The 16,272-nt window shown below is 61.1% G+C and carries 19 protein-coding genes; 9 read left to right on the top strand and 10 right to left on the bottom strand.

All coding sequences use genetic code 11. The features are described from left to right. Positions 1-9: 9 nt before the first annotated feature. The 3 genes from NCN06_RS04145 to hemL are packed head-to-tail and all read right to left on the bottom strand — an operon-like array spanning position 10 to position 2,183. The gene (locus NCN06_RS04145) at positions 10-432 is read right to left on the bottom strand and encodes a cytidine deaminase (protein ID WP_226398276.1); all 423 of its coding nucleotides are present in this window, start codon (positions 430-432) and stop codon (positions 10-12) included. Continuing rightward, entirely contained in the window at positions 407-871 is a 465-nt protein-coding gene (locus NCN06_RS04140; RefSeq protein WP_226422981.1) for a hypothetical protein, read from the bottom strand. The genes NCN06_RS04145 and NCN06_RS04140 overlap by 26 nt, the downstream gene beginning before the upstream one ends. Positions 872-881: 10 nt before the next feature. Next, entirely contained in the window at positions 882-2,183 is a 1,302-nt protein-coding gene (hemL, locus tag NCN06_RS04135; protein WP_226398274.1) for a glutamate-1-semialdehyde 2,1-aminomutase, read from the bottom strand. 136 nt (positions 2,184-2,319) lie between these two features. Here hemL and NCN06_RS04130 point away from each other — a divergent pair, with 136 nt between their 5' ends. Further along, positions 2,320-3,771: an FAD-linked oxidase C-terminal domain-containing protein gene (locus tag NCN06_RS04130; RefSeq protein WP_226398340.1), complete on the top strand. Its 1,452-nt coding sequence runs from the start codon at positions 2,320-2,322 to the stop codon at positions 3,769-3,771. A gap of 6 nt (positions 3,772-3,777) precedes the next feature. On the opposite strand, the gene xth is transcribed toward NCN06_RS04130, so the two are convergent. Continuing rightward, positions 3,778-4,608, bottom strand: a complete 831-nt coding sequence (xth, locus tag NCN06_RS04125; protein WP_250398698.1) for an exodeoxyribonuclease III — start codon at positions 4,606-4,608, stop codon at positions 3,778-3,780. Between the two features lie 55 nt (positions 4,609-4,663). Here xth and NCN06_RS04120 point away from each other — a divergent pair, with 55 nt between their 5' ends. Beyond that, entirely contained in the window at positions 4,664-4,948 is a 285-nt protein-coding gene (locus tag NCN06_RS04120) for a hypothetical protein (RefSeq protein ID WP_115024011.1), read from the top strand. Here NCN06_RS04120 and NCN06_RS04115 read toward each other — a convergent pair. Then, positions 4,914-5,726, bottom strand: coding sequence for a tetratricopeptide repeat protein (locus NCN06_RS04115; RefSeq protein ID WP_226398273.1), 813 nt, complete (start codon positions 5,724-5,726; stop codon positions 4,914-4,916). The two genes, NCN06_RS04120 and NCN06_RS04115, sit on opposite strands and share 35 nt — an antisense overlap. A gap of 93 nt (positions 5,727-5,819) precedes the next feature. Between NCN06_RS04115 and patR the strand changes: the two genes are divergently transcribed. The 5 genes from patR to NCN06_RS04090 are packed head-to-tail and all read left to right on the top strand — an operon-like array spanning position 5,820 to position 10,212. Continuing rightward, a complete protein-coding gene (patR, locus tag NCN06_RS04110; protein ID WP_226398272.1) occupies positions 5,820-6,440 on the top strand; it encodes a heterocyst master regulator PatR in 621 nt (206 codons plus the stop codon). After that, positions 6,440-7,087: a hypothetical protein gene (locus tag NCN06_RS04105; RefSeq protein ID WP_226398271.1), complete on the top strand. Its 648-nt coding sequence runs from the start codon at positions 6,440-6,442 to the stop codon at positions 7,085-7,087. Before patR ends, NCN06_RS04105 begins: the two co-directional genes overlap by 1 nt. Beyond that, positions 7,084-8,292 carry a nickel pincer cofactor biosynthesis protein LarC gene (gene larC, locus NCN06_RS04100; RefSeq protein ID WP_250398697.1) on the top strand — a complete coding sequence of 403 codons (1,209 nt, stop codon included), beginning with the start codon at positions 7,084-7,086 and terminating at the stop codon, positions 8,290-8,292. The genes NCN06_RS04105 and larC overlap by 4 nt, the downstream gene beginning before the upstream one ends. Further along, positions 8,292-9,206 (top strand): lysylphosphatidylglycerol synthase domain-containing protein, encoded by a 915-nt coding sequence (locus NCN06_RS04095; protein WP_115024004.1) that lies wholly within the window; start codon positions 8,292-8,294, stop codon positions 9,204-9,206. The genes larC and NCN06_RS04095 overlap by 1 nt, the downstream gene beginning before the upstream one ends. Before the next feature lie 34 nt (positions 9,207-9,240). Beyond that, positions 9,241-10,212, top strand: coding sequence for a metallophosphoesterase family protein (locus NCN06_RS04090; RefSeq protein WP_115024341.1), 972 nt, complete (start codon positions 9,241-9,243; stop codon positions 10,210-10,212). On the opposite strand, the gene NCN06_RS04085 is transcribed toward NCN06_RS04090, so the two are convergent. Then, the gene (locus tag NCN06_RS04085) at positions 10,189-11,757 is read right to left on the bottom strand and encodes an ABC transporter permease (protein WP_226398268.1); all 1,569 of its coding nucleotides are present in this window, start codon (positions 11,755-11,757) and stop codon (positions 10,189-10,191) included. The genes NCN06_RS04090 and NCN06_RS04085 overlap by 24 nt on opposite strands. A gap of 246 nt (positions 11,758-12,003) precedes the next feature. Between NCN06_RS04085 and NCN06_RS04080 the strand changes: the two genes are divergently transcribed. Further along, positions 12,004-13,071, top strand: a complete 1,068-nt coding sequence (locus NCN06_RS04080; protein ID WP_115024339.1) for an ABC transporter ATP-binding protein — start codon at positions 12,004-12,006, stop codon at positions 13,069-13,071. A gap of 87 nt (positions 13,072-13,158) precedes the next feature. Here the strand turns inward: NCN06_RS04080 and NCN06_RS04075 are convergent, their stop codons facing one another. The 4 genes from NCN06_RS04075 to NCN06_RS04060 form a co-directional block, all read right to left on the bottom strand. Continuing rightward, positions 13,159-13,341 carry a hypothetical protein gene (locus tag NCN06_RS04075; protein WP_115024002.1) on the bottom strand — a complete coding sequence of 61 codons (183 nt, stop codon included), beginning with the start codon at positions 13,339-13,341 and terminating at the stop codon, positions 13,159-13,161. 17 nt (positions 13,342-13,358) lie between these two features. Beyond that, on the bottom strand, positions 13,359-14,477 hold the full coding sequence (locus NCN06_RS04070) for a CobW family GTP-binding protein (protein ID WP_226398267.1): 1,119 nt from the start codon (positions 14,475-14,477) through the stop codon (positions 13,359-13,361). 19 nt (positions 14,478-14,496) lie between these two features. Further along, positions 14,497-14,787, bottom strand: coding sequence for a 4a-hydroxytetrahydrobiopterin dehydratase (locus NCN06_RS04065; RefSeq protein WP_115023999.1), 291 nt, complete (start codon positions 14,785-14,787; stop codon positions 14,497-14,499). A 264-nt stretch (positions 14,788-15,051) separates the two neighbouring features. Then, the gene (locus NCN06_RS04060; RefSeq protein WP_226398266.1) at positions 15,052-15,669 is read right to left on the bottom strand and encodes a secondary thiamine-phosphate synthase enzyme YjbQ; all 618 of its coding nucleotides are present in this window, start codon (positions 15,667-15,669) and stop codon (positions 15,052-15,054) included. Between the two features lie 52 nt (positions 15,670-15,721). Between NCN06_RS04060 and NCN06_RS04055 the strand changes: the two genes are divergently transcribed. After that, complete coding sequence (locus tag NCN06_RS04055; protein WP_226398265.1) at positions 15,722-16,129, top strand: thiol-disulfide oxidoreductase DCC family protein; 408 nt, start codon at positions 15,722-15,724, stop codon at positions 16,127-16,129. Positions 16,130-16,272 lie beyond the last annotated feature (143 nt).

The raw sequence follows: 16,272 nt of genomic DNA, 5'->3' as shown, positions 1-16,272 counted from the left end.
TTTTTGTAATTATCGATTGCTGTTTGGCGCGCCAAGCTGAAATGGTGCTGGGAGAAGTTGGTCAAGCTGCATGGTGCCAACACCGTCGATGCTGACATGGGCATCGCTCGGAAGGAGTTCTTGCATCACCTGGCGGCAAGCGCCGCATGGCATGCGTGAGTTAGGCAAGGCATCGGTCTGGGCATCGATACAGCTCACGGCCAGTGCAATTGGTTGTTTGCCCAGGCTGATGGCAGTAAACAGCGCAACGCGCTCCGCGCAGATGCTCAGTCCATAGCTGGCGTTTTCAACGTTGCAGCCGTCGATCACGCTCCCGTCTTCGCACCGTACGGCGGCACCCACATGGAAGTTCGAATAAGGGCAATGGGCACGCTTGGCGGCTTGCCGAGCCTGCACCAGAAGCGCCTCAGCGTTGTTCGCGGCAGGAGCCATGGGCTGTTTCAAGAAGGCTGCTCAGGGTTTGTGTCCCACCGGATTGGGTTAGGCGGGATTGCTGACTGAGTTTGAAACCGTTTTGCACGTCGATAATCAGATCGCCGCTCACGGCGACACGACTGTCGCGGCCTGGGCTTGTTGATCCCCCGCCATTGCTGAATTGGAGAGGACCCAAGGGGGCTTCGTAGGACCAGTGATAGGTCATCCCTGAGCGTTCAATCTGCTCAACACCGGAACTGCTGAATCGTTCCACCAGAGGTGTGAGCCTGCTCTCGATCACCGTGGCTGGATCGATGCTGGGTTTGCCACCACCCCGATCAATCTGGAATTGCTGTTGTTCAAGCTGACGAATGCCAGGAATGGGTTGGTCTGACCACCGGCTCTCCACGGTCTGGATGGTGCAGACCAGTGGAGGGGGCGGAGGTGCTGAGGCCACCACGGCGGGATCAGGCCGCGGCCGCGAAGCTTTCGCGGAAGGCATTGATCGTGGCTTCGATGTCGGCGTCGGAGTGCGCCAGGGAGGTGAAGCCGGCTTCGAAGGCGGAAGGTGCGAGATAGACGCCCCGCTCGAGCATGGCGCGGTGCAGCCTGCCGAACCGTTCCGAATCCGTGGCCTTGGCTTCCTCGAAGTTACGCACAGGGCCTTCGCAGAGGAAGAAGCCGAACATGGCGCTGACACTGGCGGTTGTAATCGGCACGCCGGCGGCCTGTGCTGCTTCCTTGATGCCCGCCACGAGCTTCTGGGTGGTGGCGGTCAGCTTGTCGTAGATACCGGGCTGCTTGAGCAATTCAAGGGTCTTGATACCTGCAGTCATCGCTAAGGGATTACCGCTGAGGGTTCCGGCCTGATACATCGGGCCTGCAGGCGCCACCATTCCCATGATGTCGGCGCGGCCGCCATAGGCGCCAACTGGCAGACCACCACCAATCACCTTGCCCATGGTTGTGAGGTCTGGGGTGACACCGAAATGGGCTTGGGCGCCGCCGTAGCTGATCCGGAATCCAGTCATCACTTCGTCGAACACGAGCAGAGCTCCGTTCTCCTTGGTGAGTTCGCGTAGCCCCTCGAGGAAGCCCGGTTCCGGCTGAATGAAACCAGCGTTACCGACGATCGGCTCGAGAATGACGCCAGAGATGGCGTCGGGGTTCTCTGCAAACAGAGCTTTAACGGCCTCTAGATCGTTGTATGGAGCCGTCAGGGTGTTGGCGGTGGTGCTGCGGGGCACGCCTGGAGAATCGGGCAGCCCAAGGGTTGCCACTCCGGAACCAGCCTTTACCAGGAACATGTCCGCATGGCCGTGGTAGCAGCCCTCGAACTTGATCACCTTGTCGCGGCCGGTGTAGGCGCGCATCAGTCGCAGCACAGCCATGCAGGCTTCCGTACCGCTGTTGACAAACCGCACCATTTCAACGCTGGGAACAGCGTCGATCACCATCTCGGCCAGGGTGTTCTCCAGGGCACAAGGAGCTCCGAAGCTGGTGCCCTTTTCGACCGCCTCCTGCAGTGCTGCGATCACCTCGGGGTGGGCGTGGCCGCAGATAGCAGGCCCCCAGCTGCCGATGTAGTCGATGTATTTATTCCCATCCACGTCCCAGGCGTAGGGACCCTTGACCCGATCGAACACGATCGGCTGACCGCCGACCGACTTGAACGCCCGCACAGGGGAGCTGACGCCTCCGGGCATCAGGGCCTGTGCTGCTCCGAAGATGGCTTCGGAATGGCTGGTGTTCAACGCGGGAGCTGTCACTGGAACCGACGCCAAAGGGCTGATGCAAACCGTGCAACATCCTGACTCAGGAACGTCCAGTTCTGTTTGCTGTGTTTCTTAATTGCCCACTTCGCAAGCTTTTTGATGCGTAGTCTTGGGTCAGATCGAGATCGCTGTGAGCCACGACTGGTCAGTTCTGGAGAGGGATCTGCGCCGCTGTCTGCCCCCTCGGGCCATCGTGGCGAAGCGTCAGGAACTGCTGAGTTACGACTGTGACGGACTGACGCTTGAGCGTCATTGCCCACCCCTTGCGGTGCTGCCAGAAACCACTGATCAGGTCTCCGCCGTCCTGCGGTGCTGCCATCAACACGGTGTCCCATTCGTGGCTCGCGGCAGCGGTACCGGCCTTTCGGGGGGAGCGCTGGTGGATCAGCAAGCGCTCTTGGTGGTTACCAGTCGGATGCGTCGGGTGCTCGAGCTTGATTTAGCCAATCAGCGGGTCAAGGTTCAGCCTGGGGTCATCAACAGCTGGGTGACGCGGGCTGTGGCGGGTGAAGGGTTCTATTACGCCCCGGATCCGTCCAGTCAGGTGGTCTGCAGCATTGGCGGCAACGTGGCAGAAAATTCAGGAGGGGTGCACTGCCTCAAGTACGGCGTGACCAGCAACCACGTGCTGGGGCTTGAAGTGGTGTTGCCCGACGGAACAACCACCCAGCTGGGTAACGGGCTGGCGGAATCCTGCGAGTTGGATCTACGTGGTGCCTTCATCGGCAGTGAAGGGACGCTGGGCATCGCGACGGCCATCACCCTGCGCCTGCTCCGGGCGCCGGAGTGCGTGAACGTGCTGTTGGCGGATTTCGCCACGATGGAAGCTGCGGGGGAAGCGGTGCGATCTGTGACCGCGAGCGGTTTGCTGCCGGCCGGGATGGAAATCATGGATAACGTCACCATCAACGCCGTGAACGATTTTTTCGGTTACGACGAGTACCCCCGTGACGCTGCAGCGGTGCTGTTGATTGAGCTGGATGGCCAGGACGCTGAGGTTCAGGCATCAGCAGAACGTGCCGATGAGCTGTGTCGGGCAGCGGGGGCCCGTGGCCTGCGTCGGGCCCAGGACCCCACGGAGTGCGCTGTGCTCTGGAAAGGGCGTAAATCTGCCTTTTCAGCGGTCGGCAAAATCACGCCCACCTACTACGTGCAAGACGGTGTGGTGCCTCGCAGCAGCCTTCCGTCGGTGCTTGCCGCGATTGAACGGCTCAGCCAGGAGCACGGCCTGCCCGTGGCCAATGTTTTCCATGCGGGTGATGGCAACCTTCATCCATTGATCCTGTATTCCCTGGATCAGCCCGATGTGGAGCGGAGCGTGAAGGAACTCGGTGCCGCCATCCTGCGGGTGTGTCTCGACGCCGGGGGCAGCATCAGCGGTGAGCATGGTGTCGGGGCCGACAAGCGTTGTTATCTCGACTGGATGTTCGGCCCGGATGATCTGGAGACGATGGGTCTGTTGCGCTCTGCCTTCGACCCCGACAACCGCGCCAATCCCGGCAAGGTGCTGCCCACGCCGCGCACCTGTGGGGAATCGGCCAAACGCATGGTCACGCTGCCAGCAGGCGTGGAGCTCTACTGACGGCCATCAGAACAGCAGGTCATCGTTGTCGTCATCGGATGGAGGCCAATCGAGGTCAACGCTGACCGGTGCGTGGTCACTGGGTTGCACTTTGCCGCGCATGCCTTTGTGAATGATGCAGCTCCGGGCGAGCCCCAGCAGTTCCTCGCAGAGATAAATGTGATCAATGCGCCAGCCGCGGTCCCGGTCCCAGGCGCCGCTGCGGTAATCCCACCAGCTCCAGTGGCCGGAATCTGGCTCGAAGACCCTGAACACGTCCTGAAGACGCTCCCCAAGGGCGGCACGAAGAGCACTGCGTTCAGCATCGCTGGCCATGATGCCGCCGGTTTGTCGGTCGGGGTCGGGAAGGTCGCGTGCTTCAAGCCCGATGTTGAAGTCACCGACCATGCACAGCGGTTCGCCGCGCTCCTGCTGGGCCTCGAGGTAACGCTTGAGGCAACCAAGCCAGGTCAGTTTGTAGGGATATTTCTCTGATTTCAGGCTTGATCCATTCGGCACATAGAGGTTGAGCACGCGGACGCCATTTAGCAGTGCGCTGATCACGCGTTTCTGTTCGCCGAGATCCGCAGCTTCAGCCTCTTCAGGGAGCTCCCCAACGAATCCGCAGCGCACATCCTCCAAGGGGTCGCGGCTGATCAGGGCGACGCCGTTGTAAGCCTTCTGGCCATGGATGTGCACGTGCCAGCCAGCAGATTTGAAGTCCTGCAAAGGAAACAGCGGGTCATCAACCTTGGTTTCCTGCAGACAAAGAAGATCCGGTTGCTCGTTCTCCAGCCAACTGAGCACCTGATCTAGTCGCGTGCGAACGGAATTCACGTTCCAGGTGGCGATCTGCACGGTTGATCCGGTGGTGAAAAAGACCCTTAGCATCAGCCCACCCCGAAATCCGCTGATGTCCTCCCGTCTTGCGGCTGTCGCACAACTTGTTCTGCCCTGCCTGATCGCAGCGACCATCCCTGTTGGCGCAAACGCCCAGGTGGATGCGCCTTATCAGAACCGCGAAGAACGAGAGATTTACGGAAACACCAATGACAACGGCTCCGTTCTCGACGCCGCTAACCCCATGGATCTGATGAACAGGATCCGGAGGTCGACGGCCATGGATGACGCCACGCCACCTTCCGATGCCATTGATGAGGCCCTCAAGGCCTTCCAGAATCAGCCCGAATCGCCGTAGGACCAGGTTGTTCCGAGGCGGCATTGCGTGCAGCGCTCAATCCGAGCCGTCCTGCCAGAACATCGATCAATGGATCGATCTGTCCGTTTGAATCCCGCCGTTGGCGGGCCTGCTTCAGCAGATCTTCAACATCCTTTGTGTGGCCTTTGTCCTGCTGCAACAGCGCAAGGGCCAGCAAGGGCCTTGTGTTGCTCGGCTCCTCTGCAGCCAGTTGGCGATACAGGTTGACCGCTTCCTGGTGGGATCCGCTTTGACGTAAGAGATCGGCAAGAAGCAGACCGATCTCCAGACGTTGTCCCGGTTCCAGGCTCTTGAAACGGGTGGTGAGTTCAGTCTTGGCCTGAATTTGGCGTCCCCGCTGCTGATCCAGCAGCACCAGCAATTGCAAAACCTGCGGATCATTCGGATGCAAGCGCATCAATTGATTGAGGCTGCGTCGGGCTGCCTCGGGCTGGCCATTGAGGCGTTGCAGCTCCGCTTTGAACAAGGTGAGTTCGCGGGGGGTAGAACGAGCCGTGATCCACGGTTGCAGCGCCACTTCGGCTTCCTGAAGGCGTTCCAGAGCAATCAAACGTTCCAGAAGGAGAACACGTTCTGCCTCGCTGAGCTCCTCCTGGAGCTGGAGTTGCTGCATCAGGGATTCGACCTGAGGATCTTCAGCCAGACGACTTCCGCGGGCGCGGGTTTCAGGGGCCATGGAGGCAGCAGCGATCCAACCGACCAGTGCAGCTCCAACCATGGACACCAGCAGCAACAGGATCCGGCGCGGGCTCTGCATCCGATCACGAATCAGCTATTTCAGTCTGAGGTGATTGCGGTGGGCTGGCTACAGTCTTCACAAGGGCTTTTAACTCCACCCGGATCTGGATCAATGCGCGCCCATCCGATTCCCCCGGTCACAGAGCCGTTGCAGTACCGGGCCATCGGTCTCGTTCGGGGCACCTACGCCCCTACCGATCCCGACCAACTCACCCGCGGCACGTTGACCGATGCCCAGGGGGTCCCCCTGGAAACCGTCGTGCTCGGTCGAGTGCTCACCTTGATCCGGCGGCATCTGCCCTTGGATCAACCGCACCTCTGGGTGGTGTACCCCAGAAGCCGCGAAAGTGATCATCTCCATCTTCAGATTGCTGGTGTCTGGGAACCCAGCACTCTTTCGCCGGAGCAAGCGGACGCCTCAGATACCTTGCCCGAGGGAGACGACTACTTCTCCATCAGAGGGGAGTTGATCTTCACCAAGCCCGAGACCGGCGAAATGGTGGTGAAGGTGCGGCAGCAGGCCCGGGCTGACGGCCAGCGGCCGCTCCCCTTCAAGCTCCAGATCAAGGGTGAGCTTCCCCTGGAAAACCTGCGCCACTTCGTCAGCCTTGACCTTCGCCGGCAGGGACAGGAACTTCATCTGGAACAGCACGAGGTGATTGCCCCGATGCCGACGCGTGGTGGCAAATCCAAGGGAGGCCGAGGTCGTGCCACCTCCCGCGTTCGGAGCTGATGGCGGAGGGGGGGCAGGGGTCCACGGGGGTATTGCGCGCTGGTGTCGCTGTTGCCGGCATCACCGTTCTCGGAGCCTTTGGCCCTGCCTTGGGTCTGTCCTCCGCTTGGATTGTGGTGGCTGTTGGGGGTGCTCTGGTCACCCTCAGTGTTGATGCCGCCACCTGGCAGGGCATGGGTGGCCACATCCTGGCCGAAGCCTTGCCCGGTGGTCAGGAGCGTCTGCGTCGGATTGCGGTGCATGAGGCGGGCCATGTCCTGATTGCGGAAGAGGAGCAACTTCCGGTGCAGCAGGTGCTGGTTGGAACCCTTGCCTGTGTGCGTGCTGGGCTGCGCAGCAGTGGTGCCACTGAGTTCACCGTGCCGGATAGTGTTCGGATGCCCCTCGAGGATCTGCGGCGTTGGAGCCGGGTGCTCCAGGCCGGCATCGCGGCGGAGACCGTGGTCTTCGGTCAGGCCCGTGGTGGTGCAGATGACCGCGCTTTGCTGGGACGGCTCTGGGGACTGTCCGGCCATGACGTTGCCACCGCTCAGCGGGAGCAGCGTCGGGCCCGTCGGGAGATCGAGCAGCAACTGCGTCAGCAGCGTCAGGCGCTTGACCGTGAGGCGGTTGCGCTGTTGGAGGCGGCCCCGCGTCTGGGGCGATGAGCGCGCTCTGGATTGATGCGCCAACGGGTTTGGCGGGGGACATGCTCCTTGCCGCCCTGTTGGATCTCGGTGTGGATCAGGCCGTTGTGGAGTCGCCCCTGGCGGCCCTCGGTTTGGCAGGGCGCTACCGCCTCACCCAGCACCAGGCGCGCAGCGGCGGACTGCGGGGGATCCGCGTTGATGTGCAGGGGATCGAGGATCAGCCTCCCCACCGCCACTGGTCGGAGATCCGCGATCAGATCCATGCAGCTGCCTTGGCTCCATCGCTGAAGCAAACCGTTCTTGCCGTGTTCACCCGCCTGGCGGAAGCCGAAGCCACGGTGCATGGGACCTCGGCGGAGGCCGTTCACTTCCATGAAGTGGGGGCCATCGATGCCCTTGTGGATGTGGTGGGGGTCTGTGCCGCGATGCAAGATCTCAACCCGGGAGAGGTGGTCTGTTCCCCGTTGCCTGCCGGGAGCGGGACGGTGTCAACAGCCCATGGCCTGTTGCCCGTCCCCGTTCCTGCAGTGCTTGAACTGGCGCGTCGTCACCGCATTCCGCTTCTACAGGGTGGTGACCTGCCCACCGGGGAATTGGTGACGCCCACGGGTCTGGCCTTGGTGTCGGTGCTGGCGGATCGCTTTGTGGCCCCTGATGTTCTGGTGGCCGAAAAAATCGGCGTCGGCCTCGGCCATCGCCAGCTGGATCGCCCCAACCTGGTGCGCTTGGTGCTCCACACCCCGTCGGTGGATGCAGTTGCAGGTCCCCGCTGGGAGTCGCTGGTCGTTCAGGAAGCCTGGATTGATGACGCCACCCCTGAGGAGGTTGCGGCATTGGCCAATCGGTTGCGAGATGCGGGGGCGATTGATGTGGCGGTGCAGCCGTTGTTGATGAAAAAGGGCCGCAGTGGTCAGGCCATAACTGCGTTGGTGCGGGATGGTGATGCCGACGAGATGCGCCGGCTTTGGCTCAGTGCTGGCAGCAGCATTGGTTTGCGGGAGCGGCGCCAGGGACGCTGGGTGTTGCCGAGGCGCCATGGTGTGCTCGACACCCCCTGGGGTCCCCTCGCCGCCAAACAAGTGCGGCGCCCGGATGGTCGTTGCACTGTCAAAGCCGAAGCTGATGCCCTGGAGGCTCTTCAGGCCAGCACTGGGTGTGGTCTTGATGAGTTGAGGGCTGCCGCAGCTGCTGCACCGTTTGTCAGCACGGAAGACTGGACCTGATGGGCAAAATCCTTCGCCAGCCCAAGCTCTGGATCACGCTGGCCAGCCTGGTCTTCATCGCTGTGGCCATGGCCCAGCAGGCTGACCAGCTTCGCCAGCTGAGCCTGGTGGCCAATGGTTGGTGGTGGCTGTTGTTGGGTCTGGGCCTGACTTGGCTCAGCATCCTGATCAATGGTCTGGCCTGGCGCGACCTGCTGGTCTGGTTGAAGCACCCTCCCCAAGGCCTCGCGGTGGTGCCGCTTTTTGTGCGCAGCAACCTGCTGAAGTACCTGCCAGGTGGAATCTGGCATCTGGTGGAGCGGGTCCGGGTGCTGCGCCCGGTGATTGGCGGTGGACCGGCCCTGGCCGGTGTGATTCTTGATCCGCTCCTGATCGTGGCGGCGTCCGTTCTTGTTGTGGTTGCTGGTGGATGGCAGCAGGGCCTCGCACTGCTCGCTCCCTTGCCAGCGCTCCTGATGATTCCGCGGTGGCGGGAGCCGCTCCTGCGTCGGCTGGAGCGTTCGAAGGCGGCGCAGTTGCAGTCCGCTGGCGGCGGGCCACTGGAGAGTGAGGGGAGCGGTCGCGGCGGCTACCCCTGGTGGCCACTCACGCTTCAGCTGCTGTTTGTGCTCTGCCGCTTTGCCGGGTTCTGGTGCAGCGTGCAGGCCTTTGGCATTCGCAGCCCGGCGCCATTCACCTGGCTCGCAGCATTTGGACTGGCCTATGCCGTTGGGCTGGTGGTCCCCGGTGCCCCTGGTGGTCTGGGGGTCTTTGAAGCCACCTTGCTGCTTCGGTTGGGTCCTGCCGTGCCGGAAGCGCAGTTGCTGGCCGTCGTGCTCAGTTATCGGCTCTTGTCCACCCTTGCGGATGTTGTTGCCAGCGCGGCACTTGTGGCGGATCGGCTGGTGGAGCAACGTTTGAAACGTTCATGCTGACCCCCTGGCTGTTGTGGTGCTGAGTCGTCGCCGGATGCTGCAGCTGGTGCTTGGCACCGGTCTCAGTGCCGTGGCCCTGCCCTTGAGCGCTGCCAGGCGGGCGGCGCTACGTGTCGGCTTGATCAGTGATCTCAACAGCAGTTATGGAGCCACCAGCTACATCCCTGCCGTTCATCAGGGGCTGGACCAGCTGATTGCCCTTCAGCCGGATCTGGTCGTGTGTGCAGGGGACATGGTCGCGGGCCAGATGCGAGGCCTCACGGGGCTGCAGCTCGATGCGATGTGGCGGGGGTTCGAAACGTCGGTTCTACGGCTGCTTCAGACGGCCGGCATCCCGCTGCTGCCGGCGATCGGGAACCATGACGGTTCACCGGGTTTTCCGGCTGATCGTGCCGCTGTTTCCCGGTTCTGGACCCCGATCCGTTCACGCTTGGGATTGGCGTTTGTGGATGCCTCTCAGTTCCCATTTCGCTACACGGTGCTGCAGGACGGGATCTTCTGGCTGGTCTGGGATGCCAGCTCAGCCCGTGTTCCTGAGGACCAGCTGGTTTGGGCACAACAACAGTTGGCCAGTACGAAGGCACAAACCGCTCGTGCACGATTCGTGGTTGGTCATCTGCCCCTGGTCGGTGTTGGTCAGGGTAAGGATCGCCCTGGTGAGGTATTGGACCGGGGGAGCGCGCTCCAGGCCCTGATGGAGAACGCCGGAGTGCAGGGCTACATCAGTGGTCACCATCACGCTTGGTTCTCCGGTCGCCGTGGCCAGCTCGATCTCATCCAGCTCGGTGCGCTGGGCAGTGGCCCCCGGCGCTTGCTGGACGGTGGAACTTCAGCTCAGCAGACCTTCACGTTGTTGGAGATGGATGGGTTGAGGGGTGACATCAAAGAAACCACCTATGCCGTTTCAACGGGACAGCCGCTGTCCTGGTCGACACTCCCTCTCCGTCTCAACACCCGTGCCGGGGAGCTCCAGCGCAATTCCTCAGAGAGGTTGCTGCGGGGATGACGACCCGTCCCTGCTGGAGGCGTAATCCAGCGTCGGCACCAGAGCCATTGCGGCGATCAGCCCCAGCACGAGGATCATCAGGGCCGGCAACAGTGCTTCGGCCAACCGTTCATCGCCGGCGTATTGGAACACCCGCACTGAGAGGGTGTCGAAGTCGAACGGCCGCAGGGCAAAGGTGAGGGGAAGCTCTTTCACTGTGTCGACAAAGACCAGCAACAAGCCGACGGTGATAGGCCCGCGCAGCAGAGGCAAGTGCACCCGTTGGAGCACGCTTTGCCACGGGGAACCCATCCCCGTGGCCGCTTCATCGAGGCTTGGGCTGATCCGCTCGAGTGCAGCGTCTAACCCCCCTTTTGCTACTGCCAGAAAACGGACGCTGTATCCCCATAGGAGCAGAAGCAACGGGGCGACCTGCCAGGGGGCTCCGGTGAGCAGCAGGGCTAGAGCCAGAACGGTGCCGGGGATTGCGTAGCCCGTTCCCGCCAGGAAGGTGAGGCTTTTCAGCCATCGGGCATCAGACCAGCGTTTGGCGATGGCCAGCACCAGAGCTGCCGCAACCGCCATAACGGCGGCAGCCAGGGCCAGTAGGAGACTGCGCCCACTCAGGCTGATCAGATCGTCGTTCCAGCCGTTTTGGAGCTGATCCAGGTTTGTGGCGGCCCACAGCAGTGGGGTTCCCAGGCTCAACACAGGAGGGATGATCGCCAGCAGTTGAGCCACCACTGCCCGTATTCCATTCAGGGGCCAGGCCGTTGAATCTCCACCGGCCACCCCATCACACCAGCGCCGACTGCGGCTGCGCAGGCTGCGTTCACAGATCACCAAACCCAGCACGATCACCAACGTGATCAAGGCCAAGCTGATGGCTCCAGAAGGATTGCCGTCGGATTGCCAGGTTTCGAGGATGCCCGCGGAGAGGCTTGGTATCCCGAGGAGCTGAACAGCACCGAGCTCATTGACAACTTCCATCCCCATCAGGGCGACACCGGCCCCGATCGCGGGAAGAGCGATCGGCAAGGCAACGCGACCGAAGGCTGACCACGGGCCGACCCCCAGGCTGCGACACGCCTCCAGCTGACGCCGGCCGCTGACGGAGAAATTTTCTGTGCTCAGCAGAAACACGTAGGGGTAGGTGGTCAAGGCCATGACAGTGATGCCCCAGCCCATGCCGTGAATGGTCCAGCTGTGGCGACTCCCCAGATCGATCAGTGTTGCTGAGAGCAGATAGGCCGGTGTTGCCAGCGGAATCAGCTGGGCAATCCGCAGCCATTGGCGGCCAGGAAAACGGCAGTTGCACAGCAGCCATCCATTGGTCGTGCCCAGCACGGTGCCCAATGTGGCTGTTCCTAGGAGCAGCTTGATCGTGCCCAGCACCTGGCGCATCCCATCGGGGCCAAGATCGGTGAAGCCGCTCTGCAGGGTTTTGATGGCCTCCTGCACCAACGTCAGCACCGGCCAGATGGCAATCAGGGCTGTGATCGAAGCGAGCAGAAAGAGGGCCAGCCGGCTCGGGCTTGGAACAATCCGGTTGGTCAGCAACGTCAATTGAGCGATGGGCCGGACACCGTCGTTGCGACATTGCCCTGGAATGAGTCTGGCGATAAAGGGGGTGGGTCAGGCAGACGATCAGCAAACCATTCATCCCAGCGATCAGTGCGTCCGATGGCGGACAAGGCGTTGATGGTTGGTCAGCCCAGGACGTGCAAAACGCACACCAGCATCGATCATTTGGCACACTCATATGCTCTGTCCGTTCCCAAGCTGCTTGGATCTGTGGAACAGCTGCTCCCGATGGAGCCGACGGTTGAGTTGAACGGTGTCTGGCATTGCTACGGCAATGCTTCCGAGGGCTGGACCCTTCAGGGGGTCGATCTTCAAGTGGCGCAAGGGGAGCTGCTGGGTTTACTCGGCCCCTCCGGTTGCGGTAAAACCACCCTCCTGCGCTTGATTGCTGGCTTTGAGCGCCCTCAGCGGGGCACGGTGAAGCTGGCCCAGCGCACCGTGGCTGGGGAAGGGGCATGGATGGAGCCAGAACGCAGGGGTGTTGGCATGGTCTTTCAGGACTATGCGCTGTTTCCTCATCTGAATGCCTGGCAGAACGCCAGTTTTGGTCTGCCCCAGCGGCACCCCAACCCTGAGCGGGTGGCCTGGCTGTTTGAGTTGCTGGGGTTGCATGGATTGGAGCAGCGCTATCCGCACCAGCTGTCCGGTGGTCAGCGTCAACGGCTGGCCTTGGCGCGAGCCCTGGCCCCAGCTCCAAGGGTTGTGCTCCTGGATGAGCCCTTCTCCAGTCTGGATGTGGAGGTGAGGCTGCGACTGCGAAGTGAGCTCGCTTCTGTGCTGGACGCCTGTGGCGCCAGCGGCGTGATCGTCACCCATGATCCGGGAGAAGCCTTGGCGATCTGCGATCGCGTCGCTGTCATGAGGGATGGCGTTTTGCATCAATGCGCCTCTCCACAAGACATTGTGCGATCACCGGCGACGCCGTTTGTGGGGTCCTTCGTGCTTCAACGCAACTTGATTCCCGTTCAGTCGCGGGAGCGAGGGCAGTTGTCCTGTCTGCTGGGCGATCTGGATGAAGCGAAGCCCATGGTGTTGGCAGACCGCCGAGCATCCGGTGATTGTTGTGTTCTGGTAGACCCTCACGACATCAATGTCATCGCTGATGCCGAAGGAGAGGCCAGTGTTCTGGGGCGTGAATTTCTGGGCGATGCATGGGAATACCGAATCCGAATCGCCGATGTATTGGTGCGTGCCCACTGTCCGATTGATCAGGAGCATCCTCCACAAACCCGTTGCCGGCTCACGTTCCGGGATGGGGCCAGAGTCACGTTGCTTCCGCATGCCGACGTGAGCTGAGCCGAGGAGCGGCCGTACCGGTGGCCGCGCATTGCCATAAAAAATCCCCCATCTCAGTGGGGGATTAAGTAAGAGCTGTCGACGTGTTCAGCGTTGGTGATGACGGACAGGAATCGGTACAAGGACAGGCTGTCGCAGGCCGCCTCCACCGTTGTCGTCATCGGAGTCAGCCAGAAGCCACAACAACAAACTTGCAAGAACAAAGACTGTTCCGAGCAACAGCGGTTCGACCATTGAGGTGTCTTCCATGGCACGCACAATAAGCAGCATTCATGGGTTCTGCTGAATCAGCTGAAACCTTTTCCCGCATCAGGTGCCACACAAGCCTGGAGTTGCTCCCGCAGGGTCTTGTGGTCGATGTCACGGCCAATCAGCACCAATTGGTTCTTGCGATCACCGGTCCAGTCGGTGTCGTCGATCGAAAACCGTTTGCCTGCCAGATGGAACACATGGCGTCGTTCGCTTTCGTTGAACCAGAGGATTCCCTTGGCTCTGAACACCTCCTGGGGCATTTGGTTGTCGAGGAAGTTCTGGAACTTGCGCAAGGAGAAAGGTCCATCACTCTGGAACGACACGGAGGTGAATCCCTCGATCGCCTGATGGTCCGCGTGATCACCATGGCTGTGGTCATGGTGATGGCTGTGGTCGTGGTGATGATTGTGCCCGTGCCCATGGTCGTGCCCGTGTTCGTGACCGTGGTCGTGGTGATGGCTGTGGCCATGACCGTGCTCGTGGTCGTGGTCGCTGTGATTCAGGCTCGGATCCTCGGCGGGGGCACTCACCTTGTCGGATTCGAACAGGCCGACACTGAGCAGCAAGGCCAGGGGGACATCCCCTTTCACCGATCGCAGGATGCGGGCATCGTTCTTGACGTCTCTGAGTTTCTGCTCAACGGCCTCAAGCCGCTCTTCGGAGACGAGATCACACTTGTTCAGCAGCAGGATGTCGCCATAAATCACCTGGGCTCGACCAACTTCCGTCTCGAGCACGACTTCATCGAAGTTTTCTGCATCGATCAACGTGATGATCGAATCAAGGCGGGTCTGATCGCGCAGTTCACTGCCGAGAAAAGTCATCGCAACCGGCAGGGGATCGGCCAGACCAGTGGTTTCGACGACGATGTAGTCGAGAGGTTCAGGGCGTTCCATGACCCGTTCCACTGCCTCCATCAGTTCGTCGTTGATCGAGCAGCAGATGCAACCGTTGCTTAGCTCCACCATGTCTTCATCGGTGGTGACGATCAGATCGTTGTCGATTCCGATTTCGCCGAATTCGTTCACCAGCACCGCAGTCTTCACCCCCTGCTGATTGGTCAGGATGTGGTTCAGCAGCGTGGTCTTCCCTGCTCCGAGGAAGCCGCTGAGAATGGTGACGGGGACGTTGGAGGTGGCTGGTGCAGTGGTCATGCGCAAGGACCCTCAGCACTCATGCTGGCAACAGTCCGTCGATTGCGGTGGCCAGTTCCACATCGAGCCTGCTGAGCCCACCGAGATCATGGGTGGTTAGATCGATCGACACGCGGTTGTAGACATTGCTCCAGTTCGGATGGTGATTTTTGGATTCGGCCAGTAGGGCGACCTGTGCCATGAATCCAAACGCCTCCACGAAGCTCTTGAATTGCAGATCGCGGTGCAGCCGTTCGCCCTGCACTCTCCAGTTGGGTAGTTCTGTGGCGAGCGCCGACATCTGGGTGGCGTCGAGACGTTCCATCGGCATGCGATCTCTGATTCACCCTTCCATCGTGGCGGGATCGTGGCCCCTAAGGGAGCTCTCTGTCGTGCTGCCCCAGATCAATGCAATAAGCCCAAAATTTTCGGACCCAACGCGGCTTGGGATGGAGGTTGGCAACGCTCAGCACCGCCATAGAAATGATTCCGAGTACGACCGCAAACGCTGGATCGATCCAAAACCAGAACAGGACGATCAAAACGCTGATGACAACAATCCGACAAATCTGTCCGAATGTCATGGAGCTGATCCTCAATCACTTAAGTCATGCAATCGATCAATCATCAGATCGGTGTCTGTATCGATGCCGTTGTCTGTTTCCCAGGCATTGGGGTCATGTCGTACCTGAATGGCTTGATTGATTCTTTCCACATTGCGAAGACTCAACAGGGTTTGAGGCTTGGCTGAGGCGTTCTGCGTCGTGGAACGAGGTGCCGTGACGCTGGATGGTTCGCCGAAAAGGTGGCAGGCGATCGTTCTGTTGTGAGCAGCGCTGCGGTGCTCCCAGAGGTACACGGCTTGCCAGGTGCCCAGCAGCAGCTGTCCTCCACTGACGCTCAGGCTGAGGGTCTGGCTGGTGAGTGCTGTTCGGATATGGGCCGGCATGTCATCCGCTCCTTCGTCGTCATGGAGATACCGGCGGTGTTCTGGAACGGCATCCGCCATCCATGCATCAAGGTCTTGCAGAACCCGTGGATCAGCGTTCTCGTTGATCGTGAGGCTTGCGCTCGTGTGCAGGCACGTGAGGTGCAGTACGCCCTGGTCAAGGCCTGTGTTGCGGATCCAGGTGTTCAACCGACCGTCCAGACGGGTGAAGCCCTTCCCAGGGGTTTGGACTGAGATCTGATGCAGGATCTGCTGAACTCCCACCGCTCTCTAGCGTTCTCTTCTTACTTTGCGTGCTTCAGCTCCGTCTGACCCCATGGCCAGTCCCTCTGCCCCCGAACTGACGCTGCTTTTTGACGGGGGCTGTCCATTGTGCGTGCGTGAAGTTCGTTTTCTGCAGCGGCGTGACTCTCTGGGCCGGCTGGAATTTGTCGATATCGATGCTGCGGCTTACGACCCTGAGGCCCATGCCGGCATCAGCTACCGGGAGGCCATGGGCCGCATTCATGCCATTGCGGGCTCCGGTGAGGTGCTCCGGGATGTGGCCGTCTTCCGCGAGGCGTACCGCCTGATTGGTCTGGGGTGGCTGTATGCACCGACCCGCTGGCCGTTGATCGGCGGCGTGGTCAATTGGATCTATGGGATTTGGGCGTCCCGGCGGCTTCAGATCACGGGGCGAGCGGATTTGGAGACCCTGTGCCGAGGCCGATGTGAGTTGAACTGATCGGCTTACGGGATGGTCGATGGCTGTCGATAGATCAGTTTGAGCGGCCAAAGAGCCATGGGAAGGGCGAGCCCAAAGGCTGCGCGCAGCATCAGTCGGCGCATCGATGCAGGAAGACTGAACTGCTTCACCATGCCCTGCAT

This window comes from Synechococcus sp. MU1648, assembly GCF_023630615.1.
In the GTDB taxonomy this organism is placed as follows: domain Bacteria; phylum Cyanobacteriota; class Cyanobacteriia; order PCC-6307; family Cyanobiaceae; genus Parasynechococcus.
Note: the sequence above shows the minus strand (reverse complement) of the source record. Positions and strands in the feature narration are given on the sequence as shown.